Source organism: Lichenihabitans psoromatis, assembly GCF_004323635.1.
In the GTDB taxonomy this organism is placed as follows: Bacteria; Pseudomonadota; Alphaproteobacteria; order Rhizobiales; family Beijerinckiaceae; genus Lichenihabitans; species Lichenihabitans psoromatis.
On the sequence record NZ_CP036515.1, the window covers coordinates 4,483,621 to 4,504,726 of the forward strand.

Genomic DNA, 21,106 nt, shown 5'->3' on the forward strand with positions numbered 1-21,106 from the left:
CACCTTTTTTCGAGATCGACGCGCGTGTCGCGTCTCACATCTGCGGACGGAGCGTCTTCACCATGTCGTCGCTCGGCAGCACGGAGGCGCCGTCGTGATAGACGAAATCCTTCATGATGCCGGCGCCGTCCTTCACGGTCGTGGTGCCCACGAACGCGCCGAGCGTCGATTGATGATCGATCGCGCGCAGACTGGCTTTGCCGAAGGGGGAGTCGAACGTCAGCCCTTCGGCCGCTTTCACCAAAGCCTCGGTGTCGGTCGAGGGCGCCTTCCGCAAAATATCGGCAGCCGCCTGGATCAGCGTGTAGCCGACCACCGATCCGAGACGCGGATGATCGTGATATTTGTCGTCATAGGCTTTCAGGAAGGCGTCGTGCTCTGGGGTGTGGATGCCGTACCAGGGATATCCGGTGACGATCCACCCCTCGGGCGCTTCATCCTTCAAGGCATCGAGATATTCCGGCTCGCCGGTCAGGAAACTGACGACCGAGCGATCCTTGAACAAGCCGCGCGTATTACCTTCGCGGACCAGCTTGACGAGATCGGGGCCGAATTCGACGTTGAGGATCGCGTCTGGCTTGGTGGCCGCGATGGCCTGAACCACAGGACCGGCGTCGATCTTGCCTTGCGGGGGCCATTGCTCGCCGACCCACTCGATATCGGGCCGTTTGGCCGATAGCAGTTGCTTGAAGACCTTAACGGCCGACTGGCCATATTCATAGTTCGGCGCGATCGTGGCCCAGCGCTTCGCCGGAAGTTTGGCGGCTTCGTCCGCCAGCATCGCGGCCTGCATGTAGTTGGAAGGCCTCAACCGAAACGTGTAATGGTTACCCGCCGACCAGACAATTGCGTCCGTCAGCGGCTCACCGGCCAGGTAAAGCACCTTCTTCTGCTTGGCGAAATCGGCGAGCGCGAGGCCGACATTCGAGAAGAACCCGCCGGTCAGCATCACGACATCCTCGCGCGACACCAGCTCATTGGCGGCCGTCACGGCATCGGCCGGTTTACCGGCGTCGTCCTTCGACACGACCACAAGCGTCTTGCCGTTGATGCCTCCGTGGGCGTTGATCTCCTCGACCGCGAGTTGCCAGCCCTTGCGATAAGGTTCGGTGAAGGCGGGCAGCGCCGAATAGGAGTTGATCTCCCCGATCTTGACCTCGCCATCGGCCGCGAGCACAGGCGCGGCCGCCGCGACGAGGGAGAGAACGGCGGGCAGGAACGCTGAAACGAGAAGGCGTCGTGTCATGAAACGTCTCTTTCTCTGCAAGGGCGGCCGGCGGCCGTCCGATCCGTCATGCGCGCCATCGAGCGAGAGGCGCGACCTTCGTTCTATCGTAATCCGTCCTGGCCCTTGATGTCCGCAATTGCGAGCCCGCCGACCCGCGGCAAAGGACGCCCGCTGTCGGTGATCGCGATCGCGACGAGGATTTCGTTGGCGCGGGGCGCATCGTTGACCCGCACCTCCATGCCGTCGAAGTGGCTGCGGACAAAGGCCGCATCCTTGTGGCCAAGCGGGATATCGAGAACCGCGCCGGGGCCACCGCGCTTCTTGGAGGATGGGATCAGCGCCGCGCCACCGCCTAGCGCCCCGCGAACCGGCGTTCCCATCTTGGGATGCAGGATCGCGGCTGCATGTTCGAGTTCGCCGTTCTCGCCGACCAGTGCCGCCTTGCCATAGCTCTGCACCCGATCGCCCGCGATGCCGAGAGCCGCCACGGCTCGCACGGTCAAGAGGCCGCCGAGTTCTTCACCAATGGCGACGAGGTCGGCCAAATCCTCGACATAGAGGCCGGCGAAGGGGTTCTCGATCACGGCCACGGCGGCGGCCCGACGCGTCGGCGGATCGATCGCACGACCCATCTCGCTCCGGACCTCCTCGACAAAGGTCACGATCTTGCGGATGCTCGCACTCATCGCAGGCCGTCCTCGCCCTTGATGGCGCTAGCCGCCAGACCACCGACGCGGGCATGAACGCGCGCCCCGGTCGTCATCACCAGCACCAGAACGATCTCATCGGCGCGGGGGCCGTCCGGAATGCCGACCTCCATCGCGTCGAAGTGACTGCGAACGTAGGACGCATTGATGTGGGTGATCGGCACGTCGAGCCGGGTGCCGGGGCCGCCCACCTTCTTGCTCGAGGGCACGATGGCTTTCGCGTCGCCGAGGACCGCGCGCATGGCATACCCCCCTGGCACGTGCCACAGCGCGCCATGCTCGAGTTCGCCCGCCTGGCCGACGATCGCGCCTTTGCCATAGCCCGCGATCAGCGCCGGATCGCCGCCGAGCGCGGCGAGAAGATCGCTCGCCATGGCGACGCCGAGCGGTTGCAGATCCTCCATGAAGCCCGCGATCGCTTCGACATAGCGGCCAGCGAAGGGGTTGCGGATCGCGGTCAGGATGGCGCCGCGCCGCAGGGGTGTGGCCGCGACCGGGCCGCCTTCGTGGTAGATCTCCTCGACGCAGACGAGGCGCTTGCGAATCGTGACCTCAGGCATAGGCATGTTCTCTGAAAAGCGATGGGGTGGTCAGCGTTAGTTTGGCGGCGAGACCCGGAACAGCGCCGATAACGCGCGTGACACCCTGGAGATGCAACGCCGCGCCATGGACCAGCCCGCGTCTCTCGAGATCGCGCGCGCAAGCGGCGCCGCCCGCGAGGGCTCGATCGATCTCGGCCCGGGTGAGCGGCCCAACCTCCCGCGTCACCAGACGGGAACCAAGGTCGTTGTCGGGCTGGATCGAGGCAGCCGGTGCGCGCCGGACGGCCGGGTGGGCGGGGAGGTCGATCGCATTTGCGATCATGGTGGCGGCCGCATCGGCCTCGGCGGCGGTCGCGGCCAGCACCGTCACGGCATCGGCGATCCCGCGCGAAAAGCTTCGGCCGCGCCATCCGCTTGTCGCGAGCCCGCGCATTGGATCGGCCGCCGTAATCCTGACGTCGCCGAAGAGGCTCGGCCGATCGGGCCGGTCGACCATGCCGATCGTGAACGCCGCCTCGGGGCCGAGCAGCAGCGCGATATCGCCGCCATTGTTGACATAGGCCCGCTCGAGCGTCGCCGCCGCACCCATGCTGGAGAGGACCGCATCCGCGACCGCACCCGCCACAGCCGCCATCGGCGTGATGAAATCGGACGACGCGAAAGGCGCGACGGCCGCCTGCATGGCGCGCGCCACGTGGCCTTGCATCGGATTGTGGCCGGCACGGCTTCTGGCCCGGAGCGCCGGAAGCTCCACGCAAAGCTCGTCGAGGATGGTGACAAAACGGTCCGCGGCGGCGCGATAGGCTGCACGCACCGCCTCGTGCGCGCCGAATACCCCGATTACGAGATCGATCGGCCCATCCTGCAGATGCAGGCGATGCCCATCCGGCAAAAAGCGGATCTGCGGCGGCGCCCTCACCGATGCGGCCCGCGTGCTGCGTCCGGCATCAGCGGCCAGGGGTTCTCGGCCCGATGCGGCACGCGTGTCCGATGGGCCGCCGGCCCACGAAATTCGGACAGCGGGCGCACGTGATCCATGTGGCCGCCAAGTTTTTCGTAATCCGACAGCCGCAGCGTGAATTCGACCGGAGCCACCAGCGCCGGGGTCGGCACGTAGCCGAAGCCGTTGGCCGGCACCTTCGACACATCCACCATGAAGGTGATGCCGCCGCCCGGCCAGACATAGGTCGGCGCGCCGCCACAGGTCACGACCGTCAGCGCGTCCTTGACCGACCGGGTGAGCCGCACCGGATTTTCGGTGACGCCCGCCCTCAGCGAGCCGCCTGCCCCGCCCATGAACAGCACGGTCGACAGAGCCGGTTCGCAATTCTCCTGGATCAAGGCGACCGAGCGCGCGAGATCGTCGGGCATCGTCTGCTCCACCGGGCGCAACGCCTCGTCGAGCACGTAATAGGAGGCGTGTTCGCCCGTGGTCGACACCATCAGCATGGTGAGGCCCGGTCGCGCCTTGCGCGGATCGAAGGAGCCGAGGATCTGCAGCGGATCGGCGATGTTGGTGCCGCCCCAGCCGGTGCCAGGGTCCGCAACCTGGAAATAGCGACCCGGGGTTGAACGGCGACCCTTCATCTTGATGCCGCTATCGGCGATGCCCAGCAGCTTACCGGCCTGATGCTCCGACAGGACACCGGTGATGTGGTCGTCCACCACCACCACCTCGTCGACCTTGCCGAACCATTGTTTGGCGAACATGCCGATCGTGGCGGAGCCGCAGCCGACCCGCATCCGCTCTTCCACCTGACCGTTGACGAGCGGCGGCTTGCCGGCCTGCACCAGTACGGTCGCGCCCTCGTCCACCGTGAGTTCGACCGCCGCGCCGTTGCACAAAGCCAGCAGCGCGTCGCAGGTGGCCCGGCCCTCCCGTTTCGTGCCGCCGGTGAGATGGTGGACGCCGCCGAGCGACAGCATCTGCGACCCATATTCCCCCGTCGTCACATGGCCGACAGGCTCGCCGTCGGCGCGCACCAGGGCCCGCTCCGGCCCGAGATGCCGGTCAGTGTCGATCTTCACCTTGACGCCGCAATAGGAAAAAATACCCTCAGTCACGACCGTGACCATGTCGACGCCCTCGACCTCTGAAGCGACGATGAAGGGCGCGGGCTTGTAATCCGGATAGGTCGTTCCGGCCCCGATCGCGGTGATGAAGGTTGCCGGTTCGCGCAGGATGCTGCCGTCCCAATCCAGCGCACCGGCATTGAACGGCACGACGGCGCCGCCGTCGCTCAGCCAATGGTCGAGGACGACGTGCGGATCGACGCGAACCAGCACGCCGCCCTCATTGCCATAGCGGTCGCAAGCCCCGAGCGCGTGGGGCTTGATGAAGCACATCACCGGACAGGCATCGCAGCGGATCTTGTCGTCGGCAACGGCGGGTGCGGGGTCTTGCATCGTCATGGCGCATAGCCTCTGGAGGCGAAACTCCCGGCGCTAAAGCCCGAAACGGAGGATCGACATCGCGGCAAATTCATTGGTGTACGAACAAGTGTGGTCGCCAGTTTAGACTTATGTCAAGAGGCCCAATAACGGCATCTTGTGTGTGCAATTTGACTGAGCAGCACCTGCTGCGGCATTGGGCAAACCATTGAAGTTGAGGCATGATCGAAGACCAAGAGGTGCTCGGCCTCGCTCTTGCATGTTCGTACACAAACGATAGAATCGGTTTCTCACACCGGCCGAGGCCGCTCCTTCGATCAGGGCCAGCATGGTTCGCCTCACCGTCAACGGCACCGCTCACGATCTCGACATCGCAGCTCATGTTCCGCTGCTCTACGTGCTTCGCAACGATCTCGAGCTGAACGGCCCGAAATTCGGCTGCGGCCTCGGCGAATGCGGCGCCTGTACGGTGCTGCTCGACGGCGTCGCGGCGCGCGCCTGCATCGTGCCGCTCGGTGTCGCGGCGGGCCGTCGCGTCGTCACGCTTGAGGGATTGGGGTCGATCGACCACCCCGATCCGGTCCAGCAGGCGTTCATCGACGAACAGGCCGCGCAATGCGGCTATTGCCTGAACGGCATGATCTTGACCACCAAGGCCCTGCTGGATCGCAATCCCGAGCCGGACGACGCGCAGATCCGCGCCGAACTCCGCTACAACCTTTGTCGTTGCGGCACCCATGTCGAGATCCTGCGCGCCGTGCGCCGCGCCGCCGATCACCTCCGCGCCGCTCGGCACGGTGGCTGACCATGCAGACCAATGTGGTGCGGACGAAGGCTGACGAACTCGCCCGCCAAGGCGTGCTGTTGGTTCTTCGCGGCCCGCATGCGGCCGGCCCAATCGTCGAAGAGCCGGCCAGCGCCTCGCCGCAACCGGAGGGGCATGACCTCGAACTCTTCGTCGTGGTCGACGACACCGGCAACGTGACGGCCTATAACGGCCACGTCGATCTCGGCACCGGCATCGGCACCGCGCTAGCCCAGATCGTGGCGGATGAATTGGACGTGGCGCTCGATCGCGTCACCATGGTGCTGGGCCATAGCGCGCTCGTGCCAAACCAGGGTGCCACGATCGCGAGCGAGACCATCCAGGTCACCGCGATCCCGTTACGTCAGGCGGCTGCGCAGGCGCGCCATCACCTCGTCGGCCTGGCGGCGGAGCGGCTGGGTGTCCGGCCCGATGACCTCGCGGTCGAGAACGGCATCGTGCGACGCCGGGATGGCGGCAATGCCGCGATCGGCTTCGGCGAACTGCTTCAGGGCCGCCATATCCGATTGCTGCTGTCGCCCGACACGGTCGTGAAGGACGTCGCCGACTATCGCCTCGTCGGACGCAGCACGCCCCGCATCGATATCCCGGCCAAGGCGACCGGCAGCTTTACCTATGTGCATGACGTGCGCGTCCCCGGCATGCTGCATGGCCGCGTCGTGCGACCCCCTTATGCTGGCGTCGACGCGGGACCGTTCGTCGGCACCAGCCTGATCGGGGTGGACGAGAGCTCCATCGCCGACATTCCCGGCATCATCGCCGTGGTGGTGATCGGCGACTTCATCGGCATCGTGGCCGAGCGGGAGGAGAATGCGGTCACGGCGGCGGAGCACCTCAAAACGCGATGGAAACCCTGGCCCGGACTGCCGGACCTCGATGCGCCCGAGGCGGCGTTACGCGCCAATCCGTCCAAGCCGCGCGTGCTTCTCGATCGCGGCAACGTCGAAAAAGCGCTTGCCGAGGCTACGACGCGGATGCAGCGAACCTACGTCTGGCCCTATCAGATGCATGCCGCGATCGGGCCATCCTGCTCGGTCGCCGATGTTCGCCCGGACGGCATGACGCTGTGGTCCGGAACGCAAAATCCCCTGATGCTGCGAACCGACCTGTCGCGGCTGCTCGGCCTGCCCGAGACCGCCATCGCGATTATCCGGCACGAGGCGGCGGGCTGCTATGGCCGCAATTGCGCCGACGATGTCGGAGCCGATGCGGCGCTGCTGTCGCGCGCGGTCGGGCGACCGGTTCGGGTGCAATTGTCGCGCGAGCAAGAGCATGCGTGGGAACCGAAGGGCACCGCGCAGGTCATGGATGTCGATGGCGGCCTGACGGCAGCGGGCGAACCCGCCGCCTATGATTTCGCCACCCGCTATCCGTCCAACGGGTCGCCCACCTTGGCGCTGTTGCTGACCGGCACGATCCCGCCGGTCGCGGCCGTCTTCGAGATGGGCGACCGCACCGCGATCCCGCCCTATCGCTATGATCACGCCCGCGTCACCGTCCACGACATGGCGCCGATCGCCCGCGCCTCCTGGCTCCGGGGCGTCTCGTCGATGCCGAACAGCTTCGCGCATGAATCCTACATCGACGAACTCGCGACCGAAGCGGGCGTCGACCCGATCGACTACCGGCTCCGCTACCTCGACGATCCGCGCGCCATCGACCTCGTCCGCGCCGTCGCGGCGCGCGGCGACTGGCAGCCCCATACCGTGCCGCAGACGCTTGCGCCCGAGGGTGACATCTTGCGCGGGCGCGGCTTTGCCTATGCGTGCTACGTGCACGGCAAATTCCCCGGAACCGCCGCCGCTTCGTCGGCCTGGATCGCCGATGTCGCGGTCAACCGCGTGACCGGCCAGGTCGATGTGACCCGTGTCGTGGTCGGGCAGGATTCCGGCCTGATGATCAACCCGGCCGGGGTCGAACATCAGATCCACGGCAATGTCATCCAGTCCACCAGCCGCGTGCTGAAGGAGCAGGTGACGTTCGACCATCAGGGCGGTGGCGCGGTGACGAGCCGGGAATGGGGCGCCTACCCGATCATCACCTTTCCCGAACTCCCCGCTATCGACGTGCTGATGGTGCCGCGACCCAACGATCCGCCGCTCGGCGTCGGCGAATCGGCCTCGGTGCCGAGCGCGGCCGCCATCGCAAACGCGATCTTCGATGCGACCGGCGTGCGATTCCGCGAGCCGCCGTTCACGCCAGAGCGGGTACGCACCGTGCTCAATCCGCTGCCGCCGCCGGTCGAAACGCTTACGGCGGAAACGCCGCGCCGCAACTGGTTCGGCTCGCTGGTGACGGGATGCGTCGCGGCGGCGGGCGTCATCGCCGCGATCTCCGTCGTGCCGTCACCGTGGCGCGGCGCCATCCCGCCCATTCCGCAGCCCGATCCAGCCGTCTATTCGAGCGTCACGATCGAGCATGGCCGCATCGTCGCGGCGCTGGGGGATTGCGCGGTCTGCCACGCCGGTCCCGGGGGCGCCCTATCGGGCGGCAAGCCCATCGCAACGCCGTTCGGCACGGTCACGGCGACCAACATCACGCCGGATCTGGCGACCGGCATCGGTTCGTGGTCCTATCCGGCCTTCGAGCGGGCCATGCGGGACGGTGTCAGTCGCGACGGCCATTACCTTTACCCGGCGCATCCCTATACGAGCTTCACTAAGGCAAGCGAGGCCGACCTCCAGGCGCTCTACGCCTATGTCATGGCGCAGCCGGCAGTCGCGCATGAACCGCCCGTCACGACGCTGCGGTTCCCGTTCAACCTGCGCCCCCTGATGGCGGGTTGGAACGCGCTGTTCCTCAAGCCCGGCCCACTGCAGGCCGAACCAACTCGCTCGGACCAGTGGAACCGGGGGCGTTCCCTGGTCGAGGGCCTCGGCCATTGCGGCGCCTGTCACTCGCCCCGCAACGCGCTCGGGGCCGAGCAAGGCGGCGCGCAACATTTGGCGGGCGCGTTCGTCGAGGGGTGGGAGGCTCCGGCTCTCACGGCGCTGTCACGCGCGCCGATCCCTTGGACCGAGGATGAGCTGTTCACCTATCTGTCGACCGGGCAATCACGTCACCACGGCGTCGCGGCTGGCCCGATGGCGGCGGTCGTGTCCGAACTCGGCACTGTCCCGGCCGCCGATCTCCGCGCCATGGCGCATTATCTCGCCTCGTTCCAAACCGCGACACCGACGGCCGCCGAAACCGAGGCCCTCGCCGAAGCGCTTACCCAGCGCACAGCCACCGCGCCCCTCACGGCCTCGGCGCTGGGCGGGCGGCTTTACGATGGCGCCTGCGCCATGTGCCACGAGGCGGGTGGGCCGGTGCTGTTCGGCGCCCGGCCAGCCCTCGCGCTCAACACGAACGTGCACAGCGCCTCGCCCGACAATCTCGCCCGCGTGGTGCTGCACGGCATCGCCGAGCCCGCCCATGCCGACCTTGGCGCCATGCCGGGCTTCGCCGGCAGCTTTTCGGACCAGCAGGTCGCGGAGTTGTTGCGCTACATCCGCGCGCGGTTCGCGCCGGACGCGCCGGCCTGGGCCGATCTCGAGACCACCATCGCCCGTGTCAGGACCGCCGATGCGCCACATTGAGCTGGTCGCCGGCTCTCGCGTCACGGAGGCGGCTACGTTAGCCTTATGGTTCAGGCATCCCAAACGCAGAAAGACACCGGCCATGATCCCCATCGCCCCGACGGACCATGACGTCCTGATCGTCGTGGACGTGCAGACGGACTTTCTGCCGGGCGGCGCGCTTGCTGTGCCCGACGGCGACGCGGTGATCGCGCCCATCAACGCGCTGATCCAGCGTTTCGCGCATGTGGTGCTGACGCAGGATTGGCACACGCCCGGCCATATCTCCTTCGCGTCGAGCCACGCGGGCAAGACACCGTTTCAGATGATCGAGCTCGCCTATGGCGATCAGGTTCTCTGGCCTGACCATTGCGTGCAGGGCACGCGCGGCGCGGCCCTGTCGGATGCGCTGGAGGCGTCCAAGGCCGAGTTGGTGATCCGCAAGGGGTTTCATCCCGAGGTCGACAGCTATTCGGCCTTAATGGAAGCCGATCGCAACACCCCGACCGGCCTCGCCGGCTATTTAAAAAGCCGGGGCTTCACCCGCGTCTTCGTTTGCGGCCTCGCGACCGATTATTGCGTCGGCTGGACCGCCATCGACGCCCGCGCGGCGGGCTTCGACAGCCTGGTGATCGAGGATGCCTGCCGCGCCATCGACAGCAACGGCAGCCTCGCCAAAGCCTGGGCCGCCATGGCCGGGGGCGGCGTGCAGCGGATCATGGCGGAAGGGGTGGTCTGATCGACGCCTCTAGATGAAGACGGCGCAAGCTTTGATCATCACGCCATTTGCAGATCGTACGGCGATGCCGTATACACCGATATGGATACGCCGTCCGAGTTCGAGTGGGATGATATCAAGGCTGAGGGGAACTTAACCAAACACGGCATCCCGTTCGACGTTGCCATCGGTGTGTTCGCTGATCCTGACCACGTCGTCGTGACCACGGTGCGAGTGCAAGACGGCGAGAGCCGCGAGAAGGCCATCGGCACGATCGCCGGGCGGTTGGTCACGGTGGTGTTCGTCATGCGGAGCGACGTTTGCCGGTTGATATCAGCCCGTCGCGCCAATGCCGGCGAGGAGCGTAGTTATGGCCAAGGTTAAGCTCGATCTCGCGAATAGGCCGACCTTCAGCAGGGAGACGCTGGTTCGGCTCGACGCCATGACGGCGGAGGAGGTCGAGCAGAATGCCCATGAGGACGTCGATAACCCTCCGATGACCGAGGAGGAGCTTGATATTGTTCGCTTGGCCCGCCGCGTGCAAAGCATCCGCAAGGCGCGCGGGATGAGCCAATCCGTGTTCGCCCGGACATATCACTTCTCGGCCGCCCGGTTGAAGGATTGGGAACAGGGGCGTCGCCGTCCTGATCCTGCCGCGCTCGCCTATCTGGAAACGATCCGTGTTGAACCGGAAGCCGTCGAACGCGCGCTGTCGCACATGGAGTCATCCGCCGCTTAGGGTCCAAACTCCATCGGCCTGACAAATCAACGTTTGGCATGCGTCGATAGCAGCCCGTGCCATTGGCAGGCCGGTTGGATCCTCGCAATACTTCCATGTTCGTCGTTTGCCTTGGCTCCACCCTGGCCCAGTGGAGCTCACCCCACCCAACCCAACCGTTGACAACGCTGCTTTAACGCCGACAAGCGATTCACAGCGGCGGCGCGCTGTGCCATCCAGAGCGCATGCCGGTTTTGGATTCGTCGCAACACGCCGCCGCCACCGCCGATCACGCGGTGCAACTCATTCTCGCCGGACCAGGGTCGGGCAAGACCAGCGCGCTGGTCGGGCGGTTCAAGCACCTCGTCGACACGGGTGTCGACCCCCGGCGCATTCTCGCCGTCACCTTCACCAAGAAGGCGACGGACGAGATGCGGATGCGGATCACCCAGGCGATCGGTCCCGACACCGCGCACGACCTCCGGGTCTTCACGTTCCATGCGCTGGCGCTGCGATGCCTGCAGCGCAACCCGCATTACGCCGACCTTCCGGAGCGGTTCGACGTGTGGAGCATGGCGCAGCAACGGGCCGTCTTCGCCATGCGCCGCATGTTCTGGAACGAGGATCAGGACATTCTCGACGTGATCGGCGCCGCGAAAGAGCAATTGCTCGATGCGGCCGCCTTCGAGGCGTCGCTCAAACCAGACGACACGATCGGCAAGGCGGCGGTGCCGTTCTTCAAGATCTACGAGGAGGCGTTGCGCGAGGCGGGCGCGATCGACTTCGCCGATATGGTGCCGCTGCTGCTGAAGGCGGTCGACGCGCATCCAGCCTATGGCCGCTCGATCGCCGGAACGGTCGATCACCTGCTGGTCGACGAATATCAGGACATCAATCCGGGCCAGGACCGGCTGATCGGGCATTTCGTGCGCGGCGGCGTGCATCTCTGGGCGGTCGGCGACGACGACCAGACGTTGTTCACCTTCCGGGCCGCCGACGTCCGCTATATTCTCGGCTTCAAGGGCCGGCACCGGGGCGCCAAGGTCCATGTGCTCGACCGCAACTACCGCTCCATGCCGCCGATCGTCCACGCGGCCAAACGGCTGATTGGCCATAACAAGAACCGGCTCGACAAGGATTATAGCCCGGCCCTGACGGAGCCCGGCGACATCGTGGTGCGGGGCTACTCGACGCCCGATGTCGAGGTCGAGCAGGTCACCAAGGCGATCGCCATGCTGATCGAGGGCGGCATGGCTCCACAGCAGATCGCGGTTCTGTATCGCGTCGGCAGCGTCGGGCTCGGCTTCCAGACCTCCCTCGAAGCCTTGAAGATCCCGTTCGAGGTGCGTGGGGCGGGCGACCTCTGGCAGGGCGCGACCGCCAAGCTATTCCTCGGCGCGCTATTCTACCTGCTCGATGCCGACGACCGACGGGCGCTGGAGAAGATGGGGACCGGCAAGCGCAGCGAACTCACCCGCCGCAAGCTCGACGGCGTCTCGGCGCGAGCACGGCGCGACTTCCGGCTCGCCTGCCGCGAGGTTCACGACATCGTCTCGGATGCGATTCCGAAGAAGGCGGCGGAGCGCGAGCGGCGAGAATGGACCGGCGTCAGCGACGCCATCGGCCGGCTTGCGGCGTCATGCTCGTCGCTCGAGGATTTCATCCAGAAGGTCGCGGATCAATCGCGCGCCCTGAAAGCCCCGTCCGAGCGGGCCGTGATCCTCTCGACCGTCCATTCGGCCAAGGGGCTCGAATGGGAGGCGGTGTTCGTCGTTGCGTTGGAAGAGGGCATGATGCCCTCGCTTGGCTCGGAGATCGAGGAAGAGCGGCGTATCGCCTATGTGGCCGTGACGCGGGCCAAACGGCTGCTCGGGCTGACCTATGTGGCGGAACGCGGTGGCACGCCCTGGCGCCGGTCGCGCTTCATCACCGAATTCACCGCCAATACCGTGGTCGAAACCTTGCCCGAGGACAGGACCGCGGATCAGCAGGTGCCGCTCCTGTCCGATCAGGAGCGCGCCGCTGCTGCTGCGGGTAGCGTGACGACAAAAAAGCGGGCCGTGGTGCGGAAGACGCCGGCCGAGCGCAGCGGCGCTCCGACCGATGGGGTCTGGACCTCACGCGACGACCTCAAGCTGCAATCGAGTTTCGCCACTGCGGTCAGCCTCGACGATATCTGTTCGGCGGTGCAGAAGCCGAGCGAGGCGGTGTTGGGCCGCCTCGTCGCATTGAAGCTCGTTCGATCGAAAACCGCCGCCCTCGCGCGCTGGGCGGCGGCCTAGCGACTTTGCTCAGCCGACGCTGAGGCTCAGCCGACGCTGAGGAGTTCCACGTCGAAGATCAGCGTGGCGTTGGGCGGAATGACGCCGCCGGCGCCGCGTGCGCCATAGCCGCGCTCGGGGGCCAAGATCAGGGTGCGCTTGCCGCCGATCTTCATGCCGGCGACGCCAAGGTCCCACCCGGAGATGACCTGCTGGGCGCCGAGCTTGAAGCCGAAGGGGTCGCCGCGATCGCGGGACGAGTCGAATTTCTTGCCGCGCTGGCCGTTGTCGTCGAGCCAGCCGGTATAGTGAACCTTGACGGGCTTGCCGCTCACGGCTTCCTCGCCGGTCCCCACGACCTCGTCGTGATAGCGGATCCCGACCGTAAGGGTGCGGTAATCGTCGGGGTTGATATCGGTCATCGGATCATCCTTCCTGAGAGGTCGTGGCAGGCTTTAAAGCGAATTCCACGCGGGCGAAAGCGTTCCGCGTCTCGGACACGATCCTGCTATCGGCTGAGGATCACCGAGGCGGCGGCACGCCGCCGCTCCCACCCCTCGCGCTCCAGCAGAGGCGTATCGGTTTGCTCCTGGGGATAGCCCATGCAGAAGTAGCCGATGAAGGTCCAGCCCTGCGGAACATCGAGCGCCTGGACCACGGTGGCGGGATCGAGGATCGACACCCATCCCAGCCCGACGCCTTCGGCCCGTGCCGCAAGCCATAAGGTGTGGACCGCCATCACGGCCGAATAATCGATTGTGGCCGGCATGGTCATGCGGCCGAGGCCGTGGCCCTGCTCGGTCGTGGGGTCGGCGAAGACCGCGAATTGGCAAGGCGCGTCGTCGAACCCCGCCAGCTTCAACCGCGCATAGAGGCCGCTGCGCTCCCCCGACTGACAGGTCAGCGCCTCGGCATTGCAGGTCTCGAAACTCGCCCGCACGGCCTGTCGCCGCAGCGGGCTTTCGACCAGGACGAAGCGCCAGGGCTGACTCAAGCCGACCGAAGGCGCGAGACAGGCCAGGCCGACCAGCCGCTCGAACAAGCCGTCCGGTAAGGGATCGCGCTTGAACAGGCGGACGTCACGCCGCCAGACCAGGATATCGAGCAGACCGGACCGGACCTCTTCGCCAAAGCCGGCGTCATCATGCATCGTTCATCGCGCTCCGGCCTCGATCGGAGGCGCACCTTCGACCAGCGCCGCGTTCCTTGCAAGCCGGGCTGTGTCAGCCGTGCCAGACAATATCGATCCGCTGGCCTGCCGCAGCAGGCGCGATCGTGTCGAACCGGACGGTCTCGCCGGACGCCACCATGGCATCGGCACCGACCTGCGCCAGGATGAGACGATCGGTGCGAACCTGCGGAAGCCGCAGGAACGCGTCCGTTTCGATCGTGTCGGGCAGCACGAAGGACACGCGCCCGGGCTCGATCCGCAGATGGGTGAGGCGACCCCGCAGATTGGTTTCGAGCATTAACGTCTCGCCGAGCCGCAGCGACAACGTGCCATCCGCAACCGCAAGCGAGATCGCGCCGACCGGGCTTTCGAGCGGGCCGAGCGTCATCGGCTCACCCGTATTGGTGATCTCCCAGCCGCGCCAGGGCGAGACGTCCATGATCTCGCCGACCGCCATGAGGGGGATCAGCGCGCCCCAGCCATAGAAGCCTTCCGTATCGGGCTGATCGAGCGGCTCGCCCGTCACAGCATTGTAGTTCTCCGGGCACAGCCGCCGTGCCCAGGCCGTCTCGAATAGCGCGAAACTCTTCTGCGCGAGGTGGGACGCCTCGTCATATCGGCCGTTGCGGCGCAGCCCCTGCCAGACCCAATAGTTGAGCGGGGGCCAGACACGCCCACGCCAATAGGTGTTGTCGCCGAAAGCGGGGTCGTCGCGCGACACGCTGGGGATCACGATATCGCCCCCGAAGGTCGCAGGATCGGCGAGGTGATTCAGCAGGGCCTCGGTTTGCTCAAGCGTCGGCGCACCCGAAACCAGCGGATAGAAACTCGTCGGCCCGACGCTTCTGACGAAGGCGCCGGTCCATAACCGATTGGCGAAGATCTGGCGCGAGGCATCCCAGAGCTCACTACGGATCTTTTCTCGTGTCGCCTCGGCGCGGGCCGCATGGCCGGTCGCCCCCTCGCTATCGCCGAGTTCGGCGGCGATGAGCGCCAGGATTTCGGCATCGAGCGCCAACAGGCTGTTGAGGCCGACATCCATGCTGGCCAGGGTACGGGTTTCGGGGTCGTAGGGAGCCTCGTCGTGGATTGGCGAATTATCCATGCTGGATTCGTTGCGTGAGCCGAACGACGTTCCCTTGTAGAGCCCCTCGCCGACATCCGACGTTCCAAAGGAACAGAGCCCCCTGCTCCCCGGATCGCGATTGGCCCACCACCAGGCGTGATTGCGCGACAGGCTATCGACCATCAACCGAAGCAGCGGCTTCGACCCGCTGCGCCGATACATCAGCCAAACCAGGAACGAGGCGACCGGCAATTGCGTGCGGTCGACCCAGGCATCGTTGGCGGTCAGCAGGCAGGCAAAATTACCCTGCGGGGTGGCACTCGCCAGGGTCGCATCGAGGTTTTCGTGACCGACCTCGGGGTCGAGCATCGCGGTCATGAGAGCCGCGTAATGCTGATCGTTGAGCCACACGCCGAAGCCGCCGAACTTGGCCTGGTTCCAGTTGCGGCTGATCGATGTGTAAGGCCGGGTATTGATCGTATCCCAGACGGTATTCCAGGCCATCACGTCACGCATCGCATCGAGCGCTCCGGCGAAGCGCCCGGTCTGCGCCGCCGTCGGCATCGATTGAGCTGACGCAAGCGCGGCGCGCGCCTGTTCGATCGCAAGGTCCTCCCGATCCGCCACAGCGGCCGCGAAAGCGCCGTCCCGCATCATCTCGAGATTGAAACGAAGCGCGATGACCGTGGCGTCCGTGGCGCGCGAAGCCAGATGGAAATAGCCGTTCGCCTCATAATCCGCCGCCACCGCCTCGACGCTGTCATGCCCCGTCACCTGCACGGGTGCGTCGCGCGTCACCAACGCCACGAACCGATGCCCGACCTTGACGACCGCAGCCCCCTGCGTCTCACGATAATGCACGCGGCTGCCGTCCTCGGACGACAGGCAGAGATTGATCCAGAATCGCAGCCCCCACTCGCCGAGCGTCCGGCCGTGCCATGCGCCCGCCACCGCGAAAGGCTGGTGCTTCCGATAGGTCCAGTCGAGGACCGTTCCGGCATGGCGAAGTTCGAGGCCGACGTGGCTTCCCTGAAGATCGTGCCGGCCGAACAGCACACTCTCGCCCGGCGGAAACAGACTGGCCCGGCCGACGCTGCCCGCAAAGGCCACCGGGGTGACGCGGACGCCGAGCGGCAGAAACACCATTTCGGCCGGGCGACTCGACCAAGTGTACCAGGCGCGGGACGGCGCAAGCGTGGCGTGACGAAGCATGATCGGACCTCGATCTGAGAGGGCGGGGACCGCGATACGGTCAGTCGGTCAGCAGCACCGTATGGGCCGGCGACCAGGACAGACGAAGCCGCGTTCCGGGCAGCGGCAGGGTCACGTCGCGGTTCTGGCTGAACACCTTCAGTTCGGTGCCATCCTCGCCCTGCAGCAGAAAGGTTGAGGTCGCACCGGCATAGATCACCTCGCGCAGCACCGCCATCACGTGATTGTCGGTGGCGTCCGCAGGCGTGTCTTCTGAACCCAGCGTGATCTTCTCGGGGCGGACCGCCAGCGTCACCGTCTGTCCGGCCGCCGGGAGAGCTGTGGCGGTGCGGAGCGTCGTGCCCGCCGCATCGACCGCGCCGTCGTTGACCACACCCTTAAACAGGTTGGCGTCGCCGAGAAACGTCGCGGCGAAGAGCGTCGTCGGCCGCTCATAGATATCGACCGGCACGCCTTCCTGCACGATCCGTCCTTTGTCGAGAATCGCCACCCGATCCGACAGGGTCAGCGCCTCCTCCTGGTCATGGGTCACGAAGATCGTCGTCAACCCACTCTCGCGCTGGATGCGGCGAAGTTCGATCTGCATCTCCTGGCGGAGACGGCGGTCGAGCGCCGACAGGGGTTCGTCGAGCAGCAGCACGCGCGGCTTGGTCACGATGGCGCGGGCGAGGGCCACGCGCTGCTGCTGGCCGCCCGACAATTGCTTCGGCCGACGCGCGTCGAAGCCCGTGAGATGCACGAGATCGAGAACGCGCGCCACCTCGCGCGCCGCAGCCGCACCCCGAACGCCCTTGCGATTGATTCCGTAGGCGACGTTTTCGGCCACCGTCATATGGGGAAACAACGCATAGGACTGAAACACCATGCCGATGTTGCGACGCCACAGCGCTTCTCCGGTCACGTCAACCCCACCGATCCGCACGCGACCGCTGTCAGGCGCGACGAAGCCGCCGATGATGCGGAGCAGCGTGGTCTTGCCGGACCCGGATGGGCCGAGCAGGCTGGTGAACCGACCCTGCTCGAAATGGGCGTTGACATCGTCGAGCACGCGCAGCCCGCTATACCCCTTACCGATCGCCGACACTTCAACGCCGCTCACCCTCGCCTCCCATTTTGGTCAGAACCGCGAAGACAAGGAACAAGGTGGCCGAGGACACCAACAGGATCGTCGAAATGGCGTTGATCTCCGGTGTGAAGCCTTTGCGAATCGACGAATAGATCTCGACCGGCAAGGTCGAGACACCCGGCGTCGCGAGAAAATACGACACCACGAATTGGTCGAGCGAGACCGCGAAGGCGAACAACGCCGCCGCGATGAGGCTGGGCGCCAGCAGCGGCAGCGTGATAGAAAAAAAGGCATGGATCGGTGTCGACCCGAGGCTCATGGCCGCTTCCTCGAGGTCGGCCCTCAGGGTCTTCAGACCTGTGCCGACCACGAGCACCACATAGGGAATTGCCAGCGCCACATGGCCGATGATCATGGCGTGCAATCCGCGCCCGATGCCGGTCCAGAAGAAGAACACCAGCATGGCGGTTCCGGTAATCAGCCAGGGAATGGCGATCGGCGGCAAGAGCAACAATTGCAGCAGGCTGCGGCCCCGGAAACTGCGGCGCGCGAGAGCGAGAGAGGCGAGCCCTCCGATGGCCGTCGCCAGCACCGCGGTCACGAGCGCGATCAGCACACTGTTGCGGCTTGCGTTCAGCAACTTGTCGTTGACCGAGAGCGCCTCGAACCAATGCAGCGTCGGCACGATCGGGAGCGTGTAGAGTTCCGAGGTGTTGAACGCCATGGCGATCATCACGACGATCGGCGCATAGAGAAACACCAGCACCAGCATCAGAAAGCCGCGCCCGAGCGTCGTCATGCGTCGAGCATTCGGCCGCGCAGGGCGCGCGAGAAGATCGCGAAGATCACCAGCACGACGGCCAGCATCGAGAACGACAGAGCCGAGCCGAGCGGCCAATTATAGGCCTGCGTGAATTGATCCTCGACCACGGTCCCCATGGTGACGCCGATGCGGCCGCCGAGGATGCGCGGCTCCATGAAGCTGCCGATGACCGGCACGAAGATCAGGATCGAGCCCGAAATGAGCCCCGGAAGCGCCAGCGGCAGGATCACGGTCGCAAAGACCGTCGGGGCGCGCGCGCCGAGGCTGCGAGCCGCGTCGATCAGGCCATCCTCGATACTATCGACCGCGAGATAGCAGGTCAGGATCATGTAAGGCAGATAGGCGTGAACCAGCCCGATCACGATGGCCGGGAAACTGTAGAGCAGCGAGATCGAACCCGCTCCCGGCACGACGAGATGCAGCAGCGCATCGATGATGCCACCTTCGCGCAGCAGCATGGTCCAGGAGAAGATGCGGACCAGCCCGTTGGTCCAGAACGGCAGGATGGTCAGCAGGAAGACGACCTGCCGGAACCGCCCCTTGGTGGCGCGCGACAAGGCAAGTGCGGCTGGCAGACCGATCAGCGCGCAGAGTCCGGTGGTCCAAAACCCCAGTTGAAGGGAGGTCCACGCCACATCGACGAGATAGGGCCGGTTCACAAAAGCCAGATAATTCTGGATCGTGAACACGAGCGGTTTTGAACTGCCGAACGGCGTCGTCTTCAGGAAGCTGAAGATGAACATCGCCCCGAGCGGCAGAAACACAGCCAACAGAAGCCAGCCATAGGCCGGCAGCAACAGGCCGGCCGTGGACAGACCTTGTCGCGCCCGTTGCGATCGCGGCGGCGAGGCGGCGCCTGCGCTAGTCATCCCGAACCGGCTTTCTCCTGGCGAGATCGTCAGTGCGCGTAGCCGGCCTTCACCTCTTCCCACAGATCGTTGAACGCCTGGCGGCGATCCTCGGGCAAGGCCCCCATGAACTGCAGCTTCGGCAGATATTCGGGCTTGTGGATCTGCTTGTTGAGGTCGTCTGCCGGCAACATGTCCATGGCGGCACTATTGGCCGAGGCGGGCGCGCCGGATGTCGCCCATTGGACGTAGAATTTCGGGTCGATCATGTAATTGATGAAGGCCAGCCCGGCTTCCTTCTTGGTGCTGGTGGCTGGAACGCAGAGGTTATCGAGCCAACCGACCGCACCCTCTTTCGGAATGACGAATTCGACCGGCTGATTGTGGAGATGCACGGCCCGCGTAATCGCACCCGACCAAAAGATCGAGACATCGAACGCGCCGCCCGCAAAGGCCTTGTTCCACTCGTCCTCGCTCGACCAGATGAGCTTGATATCCTTCTTGAAGGATTTCAGCGTCTCGCCGATCAGTTTCATGTCGGACGGGTTGTTGATGTTCTGCCCGGTCATCAACGCCGCGACGGCGATCTCGGTGACGGCATCGTCGAACAAAGCGCCGCGCCCGGCAAAAGCCGGATCCTGGAAGACCTTGTAGCTGTCGATCCCCGCCGCCTTGTCTTTGCGGACCGCCAGGGCATTCATGCCCCAGACCCACGGCACGCCATAAGTTTTGCCGTCGATCGTGATGTTGGGGTTTGTCTTGAAAGCATCCGCCAGACCGGCCGCGTTGGGGACCTTGGACAGATCGACCGCATCGATCAGGCCGTCGGCCTGGGCCTGGGCGTCGCGGGCCGAATTCACAAGCACCACGTCATAAGCGCCGGGGTTGGTGCGGAGCTTGGTCAGCATCTCGGGTTCGGCGTTATAATAATCGTGTTTGACCTCGATGCCGGTCGCGGCCGCGAAGGCCTTGAGACCGAACGCTTCGTCGGTCCCGTAACCCTGCCAATTTAGCACCGTAATAGTTTTTACAGGGTCGGCTGCCTGCGCCGCCCGAGACATCAGTCCCGTCGCGGCGCTCGCCAACCCGGCCGATGCCATCAGAGTGAATTGCCGACGATCCAGACGTGACATGTTCATTCGCTCCCACCGAACGGTGTCGAAACTTGTTCGTACACCAACAAATCCTGCTTGCACTTCTCTGTCAAGCTTAGGTCTATTATATATCCTAACGGCGAGACACATGTGTTCTTCGCAGGTGCAGCATAAAGCGGTTTTGCCGCGATAACAGGCGTTCAATGCTTCAAAAACGGCGAGCTGCCTCGTTTTGGTCCAGACATCATGTCTAACGTTCTTGGCTTGTATGGATCGAGCGTGCACCTCTGTATCGACATGCAGCGCCTGTTCGCGGAGGTGACGGCCTGGCACACGCCAGCGCTCGAAGGCATCATCCCCAAGGTCGCGGCGTTAGCGCGTGCCGCGCCAAACCAAACCTTATGGGCCCGCTTTATCGTCCCGCCGCATGCCGATGCCGCGACGGGCCGGTGGCGCCACTATTACCGGCGCTGGGCTGAGATAACGGGTGATCGTCTCGACCCCGTTCTGCTGGATCTTATCGAGCCGCTGGCCGGCCTCGCTGATCCGGGCTCCATCTTCGACAAGAGCGGCTATTCGATCTTCGACACGCCCACCTTCGTGGCTCGTTTGCAGGCCGAGGCGGTCGACACGATCGTGTTCTCGGGTGTCGAAACGGACGTCTGCGTGCTCGCGAGCGTGTTCGACGCCATTGATCGCGGTTATCGCGTCGTCATCCCGGTCGATGCGGTGGCGAGTTCCTCACCCGACAGCCACCGCGCCGTCGTCGATACGCTGCTGCCGCGTCTCGCCGAACAGGTCGATCTTGTCCGGACCAGCGACGTCGTCGCCGCGTGGGGCGGCGCGTCCGGAAAACATGACTGACATTGCCACGTCAT

The 21,106-nt window shown here is 65.4% G+C and carries 19 protein-coding genes; 7 read left to right on the top strand and 12 right to left on the bottom strand.

Annotated features, from left to right (window positions below; genetic code table 11):
- Positions 1-34: 34 nt before the first annotated feature.
- The 5 genes from EY713_RS20915 to EY713_RS20935 form a co-directional block, all read right to left on the bottom strand.
- Complete coding sequence (locus EY713_RS20915; RefSeq protein ID WP_131118837.1) at positions 35-1,246, bottom strand: ABC transporter substrate-binding protein; 1,212 nt, start codon at positions 1,244-1,246, stop codon at positions 35-37.
- Between the two features lie 83 nt (positions 1,247-1,329).
- Entirely contained in the window at positions 1,330-1,914 is a 585-nt protein-coding gene (locus EY713_RS20920; protein ID WP_131118839.1) for an amino acid synthesis family protein, read from the bottom strand.
- Entirely contained in the window at positions 1,911-2,495 is a 585-nt protein-coding gene (locus tag EY713_RS20925; protein ID WP_131118841.1) for an amino acid synthesis family protein, read from the bottom strand. The genes EY713_RS20920 and EY713_RS20925 overlap by 4 nt, the downstream gene beginning before the upstream one ends.
- On the bottom strand, positions 2,488-3,396 hold the full coding sequence (locus EY713_RS20930) for a UPF0280 family protein (protein WP_131118843.1): 909 nt from the start codon (positions 3,394-3,396) through the stop codon (positions 2,488-2,490). Before EY713_RS20930 ends, EY713_RS20925 begins: the two co-directional genes overlap by 8 nt.
- Complete coding sequence (locus EY713_RS20935) at positions 3,393-4,883, bottom strand: 6-hydroxynicotinate reductase (RefSeq protein WP_425374376.1); 1,491 nt, start codon at positions 4,881-4,883, stop codon at positions 3,393-3,395. Before EY713_RS20935 ends, EY713_RS20930 begins: the two co-directional genes overlap by 4 nt.
- 313 nt (positions 4,884-5,196) lie before the next feature.
- On the opposite strand from EY713_RS20935, the gene EY713_RS20940 reads away from it, so the two are divergent.
- The 6 genes from EY713_RS20940 (at position 5,197) to EY713_RS20965 (ending at position 12,969) form a co-directional block, all read left to right on the top strand.
- Positions 5,197-5,673, top strand: a complete 477-nt coding sequence (locus tag EY713_RS20940; RefSeq protein WP_131118847.1) for a (2Fe-2S)-binding protein — start codon at positions 5,197-5,199, stop codon at positions 5,671-5,673.
- 2 nt (positions 5,674-5,675) lie between these two features.
- Complete coding sequence (locus EY713_RS20945; RefSeq protein WP_131118849.1) at positions 5,676-9,272, top strand: molybdopterin cofactor-binding domain-containing protein; 3,597 nt, start codon at positions 5,676-5,678, stop codon at positions 9,270-9,272.
- An 82-nt stretch (positions 9,273-9,354) separates the two neighbouring features.
- Positions 9,355-9,990, top strand: coding sequence for a bifunctional nicotinamidase/pyrazinamidase (gene pncA / locus EY713_RS20950; RefSeq protein ID WP_170314095.1), 636 nt, complete (start codon positions 9,355-9,357; stop codon positions 9,988-9,990).
- Positions 9,991-10,071: 81 nt separating this feature from the next.
- On the top strand, positions 10,072-10,353 hold the full coding sequence (locus tag EY713_RS20955) for a BrnT family toxin (RefSeq protein ID WP_131118851.1): 282 nt from the start codon (positions 10,072-10,074) through the stop codon (positions 10,351-10,353).
- On the top strand, positions 10,340-10,708 hold the full coding sequence (locus EY713_RS20960; protein ID WP_165491213.1) for a helix-turn-helix domain-containing protein: 369 nt from the start codon (positions 10,340-10,342) through the stop codon (positions 10,706-10,708). The genes EY713_RS20955 and EY713_RS20960 overlap by 14 nt, the downstream gene beginning before the upstream one ends.
- Positions 10,709-10,932: 224 nt before the next feature.
- On the top strand, positions 10,933-12,969 hold the full coding sequence (locus EY713_RS20965; RefSeq protein WP_131118855.1) for an ATP-dependent helicase: 2,037 nt from the start codon (positions 10,933-10,935) through the stop codon (positions 12,967-12,969).
- 26 nt (positions 12,970-12,995) lie between these two features.
- Here EY713_RS20965 and EY713_RS20970 read toward each other — a convergent pair whose 3' ends face one another.
- The 7 genes from EY713_RS20970 to EY713_RS21000 form a co-directional block, all read right to left on the bottom strand.
- Entirely contained in the window at positions 12,996-13,370 is a 375-nt protein-coding gene (locus EY713_RS20970) for an FKBP-type peptidyl-prolyl cis-trans isomerase (protein WP_131118857.1), read from the bottom strand.
- Positions 13,371-13,456: 86 nt separating this feature from the next.
- Positions 13,457-14,098 carry a 5,6-dimethylbenzimidazole synthase gene (bluB, locus tag EY713_RS20975; RefSeq protein ID WP_131118859.1) on the bottom strand — a complete coding sequence of 214 codons (642 nt, stop codon included), beginning with the start codon at positions 14,096-14,098 and terminating at the stop codon, positions 13,457-13,459.
- A 73-nt stretch (positions 14,099-14,171) separates the two neighbouring features.
- The gene (locus EY713_RS20980; protein WP_131118861.1) at positions 14,172-16,397 is read right to left on the bottom strand and encodes an MGH1-like glycoside hydrolase domain-containing protein; all 2,226 of its coding nucleotides are present in this window, start codon (positions 16,395-16,397) and stop codon (positions 14,172-14,174) included.
- 40 nt (positions 16,398-16,437) lie between these two features.
- On the bottom strand, positions 16,438-17,496 hold the full coding sequence (locus tag EY713_RS20985) for an ABC transporter ATP-binding protein (protein ID WP_131118863.1): 1,059 nt from the start codon (positions 17,494-17,496) through the stop codon (positions 16,438-16,440).
- Positions 17,483-18,262 carry an ABC transporter permease gene (locus EY713_RS20990; RefSeq protein ID WP_131118865.1) on the bottom strand — a complete coding sequence of 260 codons (780 nt, stop codon included), beginning with the start codon at positions 18,260-18,262 and terminating at the stop codon, positions 17,483-17,485. The genes EY713_RS20985 and EY713_RS20990 overlap by 14 nt, the downstream gene beginning before the upstream one ends.
- Complete coding sequence (locus tag EY713_RS20995; RefSeq protein ID WP_131118867.1) at positions 18,259-19,155, bottom strand: ABC transporter permease; 897 nt, start codon at positions 19,153-19,155, stop codon at positions 18,259-18,261. Before EY713_RS20995 ends, EY713_RS20990 begins: the two co-directional genes overlap by 4 nt.
- 29 nt (positions 19,156-19,184) lie before the next feature.
- The gene (locus EY713_RS21000) at positions 19,185-20,267 is read right to left on the bottom strand and encodes an ABC transporter substrate-binding protein (protein ID WP_131118869.1); all 1,083 of its coding nucleotides are present in this window, start codon (positions 20,265-20,267) and stop codon (positions 19,185-19,187) included.
- 207 nt (positions 20,268-20,474) lie between these two features.
- On the opposite strand from EY713_RS21000, the gene EY713_RS21005 reads away from it, so the two are divergent.
- Positions 20,475-21,092, top strand: a complete 618-nt coding sequence (locus tag EY713_RS21005; protein WP_131118871.1) for a cysteine hydrolase family protein — start codon at positions 20,475-20,477, stop codon at positions 21,090-21,092.
- The last annotated feature ends 14 nt before the right edge of the window (positions 21,093-21,106 follow it).

What these genes read in the sequence shown, in the direction of transcription:
- EY713_RS20980 (WP_131118861.1), bottom strand. Translation starts at nt 16,397, where the DNA reads ATGCTTCGTCACGCCACGCTTGCGCCGTCCCGCGCCTGGTACACTTGG.
- EY713_RS20955 (WP_131118851.1), top strand. Translation starts at nt 10,072, where the DNA reads ATGGATACGCCGTCCGAGTTCGAGTGGGATGATATCAAGGCTGAGGGG.
- EY713_RS21005 (WP_131118871.1), top strand. Translation starts at nt 20,475, where the DNA reads ATGTCTAACGTTCTTGGCTTGTATGGATCGAGCGTGCACCTCTGTATC.
- EY713_RS21000 (WP_131118869.1), bottom strand. Translation starts at nt 20,267, where the DNA reads ATGTCACGTCTGGATCGTCGGCAATTCACTCTGATGGCATCGGCCGGG.
- pncA (WP_170314095.1), top strand. Translation starts at nt 9,355, where the DNA reads ATGATCCCCATCGCCCCGACGGACCATGACGTCCTGATCGTCGTGGAC.
- EY713_RS20965 (WP_131118855.1), top strand. Translation starts at nt 10,933, where the DNA reads ATGCCGGTTTTGGATTCGTCGCAACACGCCGCCGCCACCGCCGATCAC.
- EY713_RS20990 (WP_131118865.1), bottom strand. Translation starts at nt 18,262, where the DNA reads ATGACGACGCTCGGGCGCGGCTTTCTGATGCTGGTGCTGGTGTTTCTC.
- EY713_RS20945 (WP_131118849.1), top strand. Translation starts at nt 5,676, where the DNA reads ATGCAGACCAATGTGGTGCGGACGAAGGCTGACGAACTCGCCCGCCAA.
- EY713_RS20970 (WP_131118857.1), bottom strand. Translation starts at nt 13,370, where the DNA reads ATGACCGATATCAACCCCGACGATTACCGCACCCTTACGGTCGGGATC.
- EY713_RS20915 (WP_131118837.1), bottom strand. Translation starts at nt 1,246, where the DNA reads ATGACACGACGCCTTCTCGTTTCAGCGTTCCTGCCCGCCGTTCTCTCC.
- EY713_RS20935 (WP_425374376.1), bottom strand. Translation starts at nt 4,883, where the DNA reads ATGCAAGACCCCGCACCCGCCGTTGCCGACGACAAGATCCGCTGCGAT.
- EY713_RS20925 (WP_131118841.1), bottom strand. Translation starts at nt 2,495, where the DNA reads ATGCCTGAGGTCACGATTCGCAAGCGCCTCGTCTGCGTCGAGGAGATC.
- EY713_RS20940 (WP_131118847.1), top strand. Translation starts at nt 5,197, where the DNA reads ATGGTTCGCCTCACCGTCAACGGCACCGCTCACGATCTCGACATCGCA.
- EY713_RS20960 (WP_165491213.1), top strand. Translation starts at nt 10,340, where the DNA reads ATGGCCAAGGTTAAGCTCGATCTCGCGAATAGGCCGACCTTCAGCAGG.
- bluB (WP_131118859.1), bottom strand. Translation starts at nt 14,098, where the DNA reads ATGCATGATGACGCCGGCTTTGGCGAAGAGGTCCGGTCCGGTCTGCTC.
- EY713_RS20920 (WP_131118839.1), bottom strand. Translation starts at nt 1,914, where the DNA reads ATGAGTGCGAGCATCCGCAAGATCGTGACCTTTGTCGAGGAGGTCCGG.
- EY713_RS20995 (WP_131118867.1), bottom strand. Translation starts at nt 19,155, where the DNA reads ATGACTAGCGCAGGCGCCGCCTCGCCGCCGCGATCGCAACGGGCGCGA.